Annotated in this window: 10 protein-coding genes and 1 pseudogene; 5 read left to right on the top strand and 6 right to left on the bottom strand. The window is 53.0% G+C overall.

What is annotated here, in order from left to right:
- Positions 1–60: 60 nt before the first annotated feature.
- Together ACP7EE_RS21110 and ACP7EE_RS21105 are read right to left on the bottom strand one after the other, a co-directional pair.
- Entirely contained in the window at positions 61–252 is a 192-nt protein-coding gene (locus tag ACP7EE_RS21110; protein WP_426236474.1) for an antitoxin Xre/MbcA/ParS toxin-binding domain-containing protein, read from the bottom strand.
- A 36-nt stretch (positions 253–288) separates the two neighbouring features.
- On the bottom strand, positions 289–807 hold the full coding sequence (locus ACP7EE_RS21105; protein WP_426236472.1) for a hypothetical protein: 519 nt from the start codon (positions 805–807) through the stop codon (positions 289–291).
- A gap of 122 nt (positions 808–929) precedes the next feature.
- Here ACP7EE_RS21105 and ACP7EE_RS21100 point away from each other — a divergent pair, with 122 nt between their 5' ends.
- From ACP7EE_RS21100 to ACP7EE_RS21090, 3 genes and pseudogenes are all read left to right on the top strand, one after another.
- Complete coding sequence (locus ACP7EE_RS21100; RefSeq protein WP_426236470.1) at positions 930–1,238, top strand: helix-turn-helix domain-containing protein; 309 nt, start codon at positions 930–932, stop codon at positions 1,236–1,238.
- Positions 1,239–1,335: 97 nt separating this feature from the next.
- On the top strand, positions 1,336–1,782 hold the full coding sequence (locus ACP7EE_RS21095) for a hypothetical protein (RefSeq protein WP_426236468.1): 447 nt from the start codon (positions 1,336–1,338) through the stop codon (positions 1,780–1,782).
- A 78-nt stretch (positions 1,783–1,860) separates the two neighbouring features.
- A pseudogene (locus tag ACP7EE_RS21090) lies at positions 1,861–2,282 on the top strand (DUF4062 domain-containing protein).
- 424 nt (positions 2,283–2,706) lie between these two features.
- On the opposite strand, the gene ACP7EE_RS21085 reads toward ACP7EE_RS21090, so the two are convergent.
- The 4 genes from ACP7EE_RS21085 to ACP7EE_RS21070 are packed head-to-tail and all read right to left on the bottom strand — an operon-like array spanning position 2,707 to position 8,083.
- On the bottom strand, positions 2,707–3,132 hold the full coding sequence (locus ACP7EE_RS21085; RefSeq protein ID WP_426236466.1) for a hypothetical protein: 426 nt from the start codon (positions 3,130–3,132) through the stop codon (positions 2,707–2,709).
- A 21-nt stretch (positions 3,133–3,153) separates the two neighbouring features.
- On the bottom strand, positions 3,154–5,256 hold the full coding sequence (locus ACP7EE_RS21080; RefSeq protein WP_426236464.1) for an integrase: 2,103 nt from the start codon (positions 5,254–5,256) through the stop codon (positions 3,154–3,156).
- A complete protein-coding gene (locus tag ACP7EE_RS21075; protein WP_426236462.1) occupies positions 5,256–6,956 on the bottom strand; it encodes a site-specific integrase in 1,701 nt (566 codons plus the stop codon). The genes ACP7EE_RS21080 and ACP7EE_RS21075 overlap by 1 nt, the downstream gene beginning before the upstream one ends.
- Complete coding sequence (locus ACP7EE_RS21070; protein ID WP_426236460.1) at positions 6,953–8,083, bottom strand: tyrosine-type recombinase/integrase; 1,131 nt, start codon at positions 8,081–8,083, stop codon at positions 6,953–6,955. Before ACP7EE_RS21070 ends, ACP7EE_RS21075 begins: the two co-directional genes overlap by 4 nt.
- A gap of 206 nt (positions 8,084–8,289) precedes the next feature.
- Between ACP7EE_RS21070 and dnaQ the strand changes: the two genes are divergently transcribed.
- On the top strand, positions 8,290–9,063 hold the full coding sequence (gene dnaQ / locus ACP7EE_RS21065) for a DNA polymerase III subunit epsilon (protein ID WP_426236458.1): 774 nt from the start codon (positions 8,290–8,292) through the stop codon (positions 9,061–9,063).
- A gap of 112 nt (positions 9,064–9,175) precedes the next feature.
- Entirely contained in the window at positions 9,176–11,431 is a 2,256-nt protein-coding gene (locus ACP7EE_RS21060) for an Orn/Lys/Arg decarboxylase N-terminal domain-containing protein (protein ID WP_426201502.1), read from the top strand.
- Positions 11,432–11,442 lie beyond the last annotated feature (11 nt).

Raw genomic sequence — 11,442 nt, 5'->3', positions numbered from 1 at the left:
AGACCTCATCACGTTGCTGAAGCAGGCCCTGTTTAACCTTCGGGCGGGGCCGCAATCGGCCTAACTAATACATCCCTGGTCGATTTTTGCCAGCATCTCCTTTACCGAGAGATACCCTGCTTCCGAGCAAGCAAAATCGATCGGTGAACAGCCACCGAACGCCGTTTTGGGCTGGCCCAACCAAGCGTCAGCCTTTTCTTTGTTGCCAAAAACCAGCTCTGCTTGGTGTTGGATCAGTTCAACGTTGTTCACTTTTTGCTCCCTGGCTTTTTTTGCTGCTAGCTCTTTTCAATTAGCCGGCGAGGTGGAAGCAGGGGCCTTGGCGCAATATTCGCGAAACGCCTTGATGCCACGCGTTATGATCAATATTGGCTTAATCATGTAGCGATAGCTGACGAACGCATTGAGCGCGATCCAGGCTAGCTGGTAGGACGAGCCGTGAAACCCTCCGTGGTGCGTGCTGTTTTGCCAGAAGCCATACGCAACAAAAATAGTAAAAATGGCGACCGCCAGAGGCAGGATGCTGAGCCTCCCGAGGGAGACGGCAATAAATGGGAAAGTGACAACCGAACGAACAGCCTCTCCTGCCACTTGCATTGCCCAGATTCTTTTGACCTTGTCTTTACCCAGTTGGGCTGTCACTCGAACCCGATCCCCCGCTCTGACATGCGCGTCCAGCGTATCCGGGATTTCGATCGGTTCGAGTTTTTTGCCGTCAATTTTCCAGAAATGGTAGCTCACCATTTCGCCCCCAAAACCGCGCGATTTTTCGTCGAGCCGGCCGTCTACGATCTGCATTTCCTTCATCTTGAGTCCCTGTCCGTGCGCTTGGAGTGATGGCAAAAGGATATTTCTTCCAAATACTAAGGAATACTTAGTATGCCATCAAGTCAAATCTAAGAATCTCTTAGCCTTTCGGCGATGAGAAAATGAGCACGTTCGGCAAGCGTTTGAAAGAGGCGCGCAAGGTAAGAGGTTTTTCACAGGAGCGTTTGGGGATTGAGGCGGGCATTGAGCCGGCCACGGCTTCTGCGAGGATGAGTCAGTACGAGAAGGGCGTGCATCAGCCTGGGGAAAGCATCGTGAAGCAGATTGCTGCTGTCCTGAATCTGCCGGTGGCGTATTTTTACTGCGAGGATGACGAGACAGCGCATCTGCTGCAGTGCTTTCATTTATTAAAAGCGAAGGATCGCAAGGATGTCGTTGATCTGGTTGAACGACTGGCTCTGGGTGGGTGATGTACGCGCTGGAGAGAAGACTGGATAAGCTATTTTTGACAACACAAGCAAACTACAAGTAGACCCGAAAATGTGACAAAGGAGGCGGGAGATAGTCATGAGTTACTGGGAAATGAAGATGCTAAAGCAGCCCGGATTCGACCCCCAATTGCCAGGGGTCGGATATAAGACTGCCAAAGAGTACAGCCGTAAGCTGGCGAAGGTGGGTAGTGGTTTGTTCGTGGGATGTGGAGCGCTGTTCTTCGTGCCACTTACACAGCCTATGGCGCTAGGATTGGCGGGACTTCTGCTCGGCCTTGCATGCATCGTGGGGCGTAGGTACAACAAGCATGCTCGTGAGTTCGTAAAGCACACCTCATTGCCCCAGCTCATCAAGATTTTTGCCCCTACCTGGCGCTACATGTTGATGACAACCATTCTGCTGGGAGTTGGGCTAGGTCTGAATGAATGGAGCGTTTACGCCGAGAAGAAGGAGATACTCTTAAGCCTGATCGTGTCGGGAGGCTGTTTCGATTTACTTAAAGACTTCCTCTCCGCCACATAGTTATTAATTGAGCGGTTGGTTTTCTCGTTGGTGGTGCTGGCCGTCCAGATAATCCTTGGCATTTACTGGAGGGTCTCTATGAAGGTGTTCATCAGCTCCATTGTTCGTAACTTTGAGTCGTATCGTGCTGCAGCCAGGAAGGCCGTATCGCTGCTTGGGCATGCCCCAGTCATGTGCGAGGACTTTGGGGCAAGGCATACTCATCGTAGGAAGCGTGCATGACGGAGGTCGACCAGGCAGACTTGGTCTTGCTCATTCTGGCAGCGGATTTTGGCTTTCAAACCAGTAGTGGGGAATCAGTTACTCAGCGGGAGTTTCGTCGAGCAAGGGCTGGTCGAAAGCGAATCCTTGCGTTTCTGCAAGACACACATGTTGGGGGCTTGCATAAAGAGTTTCAGTGGGAAGTGTCTGACTACGTCGATGGTCTGTTCCGGGCAACCTTTGGCAGTGGGCATGAACTTTCGGACGGTATCGTCCGCTGTAGATCAATATGTGTTTGACCATACCGGTAGGGATGTACAAATTGAGTGTGAGCAAGGTTAGTTCTAAATAGCCAAAGTTTCGACGCTTATCCGTGACGTCAGCGGCGATCCAGTTGCGAATTCTAGCGAAGGGGGCATTCATCGCTAGAACTCCTGCAAGACTAGTTGCAGCGTGGCGCGCCTGTGATGAGCAGTGTGGTTTTTCTTACTTTCACTGTGTCTCGGGATAACATTCTGCACGTGGCTGCACGTGGCTGCACGACATGCGCCAGATTCATTGGCGCCTCGATCAATTGGACTGGAAATATCGTTTCACTTTGACTAACTTACTGAAATAGTAATGCGGGGTATTACTACCACCAGCCAATAGAAGATTGGCATTGATCTCACATTTGTAAGCGACCTCCGGATCAAGCGAACTCTCGGTAAAAGCAAAGGGCAATCATTTTTGTGAGGGCTCCTTCACGGAGGGCATGGCTTTCATCAAATCCGTCCTGTGAAGCCCTTTAAGACTCGCGTTGTAGATAAAGCGATTGATCACTTCGGATAGCTTATTGTTTAGGATTTTCAGATGCGCAACTTCTTTCTCAAGCCGCGCAATACGTTCTGCGCCATCACGAATCGTCTTGGGGCGCGGAAGGTTAGTAATCCTTTCAAGTTCTTTTTTTAACGAGGCCTTTTTGGCCTGATACGCGAGCTTGACCGTGGGTTTGCCGCTAAGTGCTTGACGGGTCGGAGGGGACTCCCAATTCAGAATCTCCTGTGCCCCCTGGCAAATCGAATTCCAATCCAGTGGATACTTGGTGTCCCAAGTGTTGATCATCTTGCATATGTCACGAATCTGCCGATCAGTGATTACCTTGGGCATTACTGTTTCCTAGATGAGTCCTCAAACAAGCATTTCCAAGCAATCGACCAAGTCTTGGCCGTACTCCAACGCGAGCTGCTCCTTATTCACAAGCTCTACGCCAATCGCGAGGTGCTCTTTATCCAAGAGCCTGATGCCGGCCTGCTTGGCTTTCTCCCCCACAAGCTGAGATTCATGGCTGAAATCTGTGCCAATCAGTTGGATGGGGGATCCATTGGGAATATTAGGGTTTTCCATAATATTGACAAGCTCTACAAGCCTATAAATTTGAGGCGTAGCCTTCTCAATCCACAGCGATGCAGACCGCTCACCTGCGTCGATAGCACGCTCGGCGGCGTCACGAGTCCTAATCATGTTATCTCGATCAGCCTTTATCGCTTCCAACGCAATCTTATCGCCCTTACACGCGAGCAGCTCTGAGCAATTCGTGCAGTCGGCGAATTTGATGCAAGGGCCAGCGCGCCAACTTCGGCGACAAATTCCATAACGGCTCCTGTGGTAAGGGCCACTACCGTAGCTGGCCGTTTCGTCTTCTGTGACGGGAGCTAGGGTTTGATGCTCCTGTTTTGTATCCATTACTGAGGAGGCTCTATTGCGCTTTTGCTCGTCAGACTCATGCAGGTACGTCCGAGTCTGCAGAACCGAGGCTCGCGTACTCCATTCAGTGATGGCCTCGTCGGTCATACCGGCTTGTTTGGCCAAGCGATTTACGAAGTGCCGAAGGCTGTGAGAATTTAGGCGCACGGGGTCGAAGCCATGCTTTGTAAAAAAACATAGAGGTCGCTGGTTCTTTCTATCTTTCTTGATCGCACCGTCGAGTCGCTTGCGGTAGTAATCGGCGTTGAAAGGGGCCAGTAGAACCGGGCTAGTACTCGCTCGTGCACCCATCTGCATATGTCTGAAGCACATCAGCGATTCGCTCATCTTCAGAGGCGCAATTTCGTCACTAGGCTTTTCCTGATAGGGAAAAGCCGGATTTTGAATTCGATGCTGTGCGAGGACAATTTGCCAGAGCGAATCTAGCGTGAAACCCTTAAGTGAGTAGCTGCCAGTATGTTTCTTGATGAAGTCCTCGCAGAACTTTTGCTGGGCGAACCCTAAAGCTTGGGCCACTTGCTCGCGTGTTAGTTCTTGGTCATCGGGGATGTCAGGGCAGGTAGCATGACGATAGAACTTGATTGGATTCGACTCCATATAGAGAGCGAGCCGGCGGCTCTCGGCTGTAATTACTACAAGCCGATCCACTGCCATTTGGGCGACCTCAGACATAGTCGTAGGGATGGGCTTGCGCGTATAGCTCCGTGTTTTCGGGACGTAGTACGCAAGATACCGCTGCAGGTCGCCTTTGGTATCGGTATCAGATCGTAGGCAGTCTGTCCGCCAGCGAAGGGTTTCGCCGATGCGCATCGGAGCCGAGAGAAGTAACGAGGTGATAGACGTCACCATGATGTCACTGTCGTCCAGCTGAGAAACCGGTAGGCTGAACACATCTGCGATACTGAAGAACGCGTCTTGGTTGGCTACCTTCTCCAGCTTCACGGCTGCGGGAGCATTCCCGCCCCGGAGGGAATCATAAGATTTACACCCGACATAAGGGTTTGACCAACGTACAACTTCGTCGGGTACTATTAACTTCTCGGACAGCATGACAAGGATCTGCTGAAGCGAGGCGACTATATTTTGTCTTCCAGAATAGTCCGATAGCAACTGGGTGGCTCGATTATAGTGACTGACTTGGATCTTGGTGATGTCCGGGATCCCCATCTCTTCCACAAGAGCTCTTTCTAAAGCTTTAAAAGCCAAGATTTCCCGGCCGGCATTTCTATGGGCTTTAAGCGTGTGACGGTAGCGCAAATACGATTTTGCGAGGTCGCTAAAGTCTGGGTGTAACAGCTGGTCGTGTGTTGGAACTACCGACGGGTGGAGGCGTCGGTTATCCCAATTGGTAAACCTCAAGCGTCTGGTATTACCATCTGGCCAAGATGTCGCTTGCCAGTTAAATTTCGGTGCATGAGACCAGAGAGTTAGCTGATACTTACAGTAGAGAATGAAATTCCTAAGATTCGTGCGGGGGCTGACCTGAGGATTGGGGTTGAAGCTGACGAGTTTGAGTTGAGGCGCCATTAGTTCTGCTCCCGTTTGACTTTGCACAACGCGATGCATCGCTCTACGGCGCGAATGTCTGCTGACAGGTCGATCGGATTGAGAAGATTGCGCATGCTGCCTGGCTTGATCACTTCATTTTTCTGGGCCTGGCGATATATCAGAGCGTCCAGCACTTCTTCATGAGGAGCGTTGACAAGCGGCTCAAATAATCTGCAACGATAACAGGGGATCGGTACGGATGTCGTAGAGCAGAAGCTAAATTTTCCGCACCTGCCCACGTACTTCAGTTCCCAGTCTTTCGCAAACTCAAGCCGCTTCAAAGGGTCATCAGGATGTGTGGCTTCCGCATCAGATGCGATGATCCGCCCATGGAAAGCTTGAGCGATCGGGGCGAGGCCAGGGGCCAGGAACTTGTCGATTTTCCTAGCCTGCTCAGCAGGATCATTGAAGTAAGACTTCAGAGCGCCGTCGTCATTGTGACCGAGCCAAAAGGACAGGATTGGTCTGGGCACCCCAAGGCGCGCCAACTGACGTACGCGGGTATGTCGAAGCCTTACGGCTGTGACTAAAATTGGCTTGCCAGTTCTTAGGCTTATGGGAAGGGCAGGCGGTGCTGCATAGCTTGTACGTGACTTGTGTCCACTATAAATCAGCATGTTGAATTTGAACTGGATCACTCGGGCAACGTATGTCGGTTGGGCATGGAATAGCTGGTCGCCGAGACTTATCTTTGGATCTAAAAACAGCGTTTCACGCATGTGTTTTTCTGCTTGCAGTACGCGTGCTTTCGTCGTAAATATCGGCAGCAGATCGATGTCTTCCTCGGTCAAACTGAGACCCAGAGTGTTCTCGAACAAAACCCTTATTTCCCTCCGCTGAATCTTAAGCAAATCCCAAAGATGTTCAGCGATCGGGTGGGCCTCAAATCTTCCGCCCCTGAATTCAATGTTTACGAAGTGCTCTTTTGCTGCAGGAAAGTGAATTTCATTTTCAGGGTGCTCGACCAGCTCCTTACGGGTGCCGGACTTCAGGTCACCGAATTTCAGATTGGCCAGTTGACTCGGGCGTCGCGCATACTGCAGTGACAACAAGCGTATGAGCGTTGGCTGGGTCGAGCCTGACAAATCGAAATGATCCCAAGTCGCCTGCAAAACATCTTCATATTCTTGATCGGTTAGCCAACTCTTTTGCGGGTCATCTGACTCGACATTGTTGGAAGTCGTGGGTGCCCCGCCTGCCTGGGACAATAGATTAAGCGCGTCATTAGTAACGACTGAAGGATAGCCGTCTTTCCAGTATTCAAGTAGATATCGAATCTGTCTTTTGAGCCTGCGAAACGTTACGTTTTCTAGAGCTCCACTGATCCACTGACTATTGAATTCATATACGGGATCTTTTTTGGCGACAGTACGCAGTGTGCTTACGACCTGCGTGAGAATAGATGAACTTATCTGGCCATGCCGAACATATGCTAGACATGCTCGCTGGAAAGAATCTTTGATTTCAGGCGAAAAATTCAAGAACAGTAACTTGCAGTTTGCACATTTTTGTCCAAGTACAAGCAACTTGTCATCCAGCCAGAAAATTCTCCCTTCCGCTGCAGTTCTGGCGGTCGCATATAGGTCTAGGGCTATTTCCTCTGGGCCAGCGAAAATCCTGCTGGAAGGTTGGACATTGGCAGCATTATTGGAATATGCGGGTTTTACTGAATTAATCACTTTCTTGGTCGCATAGTGTCTTCGGCCACTTTTCTTCCGACGGTCATTGCCATTTCTCGGCGGTGGCGCTGGTTGTAAATTTTCGCCATGTCAGAACCTTGGACCCAGCCCATCGCCTCCTCCCGACTGCTGGCTTCTTCCTGTTCAGTCATGCCATCAGCGTCAGCGCGCATAGAGAATCTATAGTTCCAGTCGTGACGGAATGCGTGAGCATGAAGGCTTTTTCCTAGGGCCGGAAAAGAATTTCGGAAGTTTAAAAACGCTGAGTTGAATCCATTGATCGAGAGCGCCTGGCCCTCGGTTTGTCCCGATTGATGAACACAGAATAAGAAGGACTCTCCGCTATGGCCTGCGTTATATAAGTCTGCTCGATACTCTCTATATTTCAAAATCTGACTCTCCAACTCTGGCGTAATCGGAACGTCGCGTCCCAATGTCTTGGCGACAGGCTGATTGGCACGGAGGTCTAACTCGTCATCATGGTTTCGCTCGATAACCAGATATGCGCCATCACCACCACTTGCCTCGACGAAATTCTTTAATTTGAGTGACAGTAGTTCACCGCGCCTCATGCCCGTTTCGTACAGGATCCGGAACATAACTATATTTCGCAGCCTAGTGCCATAATGTTGAATTTTGTCCTCTATGCCATGGAAGGGCTCTGCGAATAGGGAAAGAAGTTGGGCGCGAGCAAGTTCAGGAAGTTTTTCATCAAGCAACCGCTGGCTTTTTCGTGCTCTAGATGCGACTCGCTTGAGCTCCCGACTTTTCATGCGAGTAGCTTGGTCTGCAACTAGCTTACGCACATGGATATTGTTGCGATTGGGTAGGAGTTCATCGGTCAGCCAAGCGATATAACTACGGATGTAGAACCAGTAGATATTGAATTTCTCAGCGCTGATGGTCTCCCCTCTATTTCCTTTGCGGCTAGTACGCACATGCGCTGCGAGATCATCAATCTCATGGGGTAGCAGAAGCTCACCTTTGCAGAGCTTCTCCTCAACGCTAAATCCTAGCTCACTTTCCCACTGGCACAGGCGCCGAATGCTGCTCAGGGCGCTCTGCTGGGTTTGGTGGCTGCTGTTCAGTCGCAGAGAGCGGGATATGAAGGCGGTTGGGTAGAACATGGGGATGCCTTCCTCGTCTGGACTGAACAGGAGGGAGAAGCGCTCACCGTCGGTAGCTATGAAGGATCTAATCGAAAAAATCATGTTTACATTGTGGCCGGTGTATTGAGGTAATGCAAAAGGTGTTTACATTTTTTTATGAGGCTGGAGGCTGAGATCCACTCATGGTATGATAAATCATGACGTTTGGAAGGGGCTATGTTTCCATGGTTAACAAATTACATCCACCTCGTACGGTAGTACTCGATACCGAAACCACCGGCATGCCGGTGACCGACGGCCACCGGATTGTCGAGATCGGCTGTGTCGAGCTGATCGGTCGACGCCTGACCGGGCGGCACTTTCACGTGTATCTGCAACCGGATCGCGAAAGTGACGAAGGCGCCATCGGTGTTCACGGCATCACCAACGAGTTTCTGGTCGGCAAGCCACGTTTTGCCGAAGTGGCGGATGAGTTTTTCGAGTTCATCAACGGTGCGCAACTGATCATCCATAACGCGGCGTTCGACGTTGGCTTCATCAACAACGAATTCGCGTTGATCGGCCAGCAGGATCGCGCCGATATCACCAGGCATTGCTCGATCCTCGACACCCTGATGATGGCCCGGGAACGTCACCCCGGTCAGCGCAACAGCCTTGATGCATTGTGCAAACGTTATGGCGTCGACAACTCCGGCCGTGAACTGCACGGCGCCTTGCTCGACTCGGAGATTCTCGCCGACGTCTACCTGACCATGACCGGCGGCCAGACCAGCCTGTCGCTGGCTGGTAATGCTTCCGACGGTAATGGTACGGGCGAGGGCAGCGATAACTCGGCTACCGAGATTCGTCGTCTGCCGGCAGATCGGCAGCCAGGGCGGATCATTCGCGCGACTGAAGATGAACTGGCTGCGCATCTGGTGCGGTTGGAGATCATTGCCAAGTCTGCGGGTGCGCCGGCGTTGTGGACGCAGTTGCTGGAAGCCGAAGCGCAAGCTTGAAGATCAAAAGATCGCAGTACTGACAAGTGGCCACACTCGCGACATTCGCTGCGACCCTCTACCCTGAGGACATTGGCAGACCACCATCCGCCGCCTCAGGACACTGAGCCCCATGTACAAAGATCTGAAGTTTCCGGTGTTGATCGTCCACCGCGACATCAAAGCCGACACGGTTGCCGGGGAGCGCATTCGCGGCATCGCCCGTGAGTTGGAGCAGGAAGGCTTCAGCATCGTCTCGGCCACCGACTACACCGAAGGCCGGCTGGTCGCGTCGACCCACCATGGCTTGGCGTGCGTACTGATCGCCGCCGAAGACGCCAGCACCAACTCTCATCTGCTGCAGAACATGGCCGAACTGATCGGCCTCGCGCGGGTGCGTGCGCCGGATCTGCCGATCTTCGCCCTCGGCGAGCAAGTCACTCTGGAAAACGCGCCGGCCGATGCGATGGCCGAGCTCAATCAGTTGCGCGGCATTCTCTATCTGTTCGAAGACACCGTACCGTTTCTCGCCCGGCAAGTGGCGCGGGCCGCACGCAAGTATCTGGATGGTTTGCTGCCGCCGTTCTTCAAGGCGCTGGTGCAGCACACGGCTGACTCAAATTATTCGTGGCACACCCCCGGGCATGGCGGCGGCGTGGCGTATCACAAGAGTCCGGTGGGGCAGGCGTTTCACCAGTTTTTCGGTGAAAACACTTTGCGCTCGGACTTGTCGGTGTCGGTGCCGGAACTCGGATCGCTGCTCGATCACACCGGGCCGCTGGCCGAGGCGGAAGAACGCGCAGCGCGCAATTTCGGCGCTGATCACACGTTTTTCGTGATCAATGGCACCTCGACCGCGAACAAGATCGTCTGGCATTCGATGGTCGCCCGTGATGATCTGGTATTGGTCGACCGCAACTGCCACAAATCGGTACTGCATTCGATCATCATGACCGGCGCAATCCCGCTGTATCTGTGCCCCGAGCGTAATGAACTGGGAATCATCGGCCCGATTCCGCTCAGCGAATTCAGCCGCGAATCGATTCAGGCCAAGATCAACGCCAGCCCGCTGACCAAGGGCCGCGAGCCGAAAGTCAAACTGGCGGTGATCACCAACTCGACCTATGACGGCCTGTGCTACAACGCCGAGCTGATCAAGCAGAGCCTGGGCAACAGCGTCGAAGTGCTGCATTTCGACGAAGCGTGGTACGCCTACGCGGCGTTTCATGAGTTTTTTGCCGGACGCTACGGCATGGCCACTTCGCGCAGCGCGGACAGCCCGTTGGTGTTCACCACGCATTCCACACACAAGCTGCTGGCGGCGTTCAGTCAGGCCTCGATGATTCATGTGCAGGACGGTGGGGCGCGGCAGCTCGATCGCGATCGTTTCAACGAAGCGTTCATGATGCACATCTCCACCTCGCCGCAATACAGCATTATCGCCTCGCTGGACGTGGCCTCGGCGATGATGGAAGGCCCGGCCGGGCGTTCGCTGTTGCAGGAAACCTTCGATGAAGCTTTGAGCTTTCGCCGCGCGCTGGCCAATTTGCGCCAGCACATTGCTGCTGACGATTGGTGGTTCTCGATCTGGCAGCCGCCGGGCGTCGAAGGCATTGATCGAGTACAGACCGCAGACTGGCTGCTGCAACCCGGCGCGGAGTGGCACGGCTTCAGTGACGTCAGCGACGATTACGTACTGCTCGATCCGATCAAGGTCACGCTGGTCATGCCCGGCCTGAATGCGGGCGGCGCGCTGAGCGACAAGGGCATTCCCGCAGCCGTGGTCAGTAAATTTCTCTGGGAACGCGGATTGGTGGTGGAGAAAACCGGGCTGTATTCGTTCCTCGTGTTGTTCTCCATGGGGATCACCAAGGGCAAATGGAGCACGCTGCTCACCGAACTGCTGGAATTCAAACGCAGCTACGACGCCAATGTCAGCCTCGCCACTTGCTTGCCGTGCATAGGCCAGAAAGACCCCGAGCGTTATCGCGGCATGGGCTTGCGCGATCTGTGCGATCAGTTGCACGCCTGCTACCGCAGCAACGCCACCGCCAAACATCTCAAGCGTATGTACACCGTGCTGCCGGAAATCGCCATGAAACCGGCATATGCCTACGATCATCTGGTGCGCGGCGAAGTCGAGGCAGTGCCGATTGATGATCTGGAGGGCCGCGTGGCCGCCGTGATGCTGGTACCGTATCCGCCGGGTATTCCGTTGATCATGCCCGGTGAGCGCTTTACCGAAGCGACCCGCTCGATCATCGATTACCTGAAATTTGCCCGTACGTTCGATGCAAGTTTTCCCGGTTTCGTTGCCGATGTGCACGGGCTGCAACATGAAGATGAGGGCAATGGGCGGCAATACACCGTCGATTGCGTCAAGGAATGAGGACTTATCCG

The organism is Pseudomonas sp. TWP3-2 (assembly GCF_049897765.1).
Classification (GTDB): domain Bacteria; phylum Pseudomonadota; class Gammaproteobacteria; order Pseudomonadales; family Pseudomonadaceae; genus Aquipseudomonas.
This window is presented reverse-complemented; position numbering and strand designations above follow the sequence as displayed.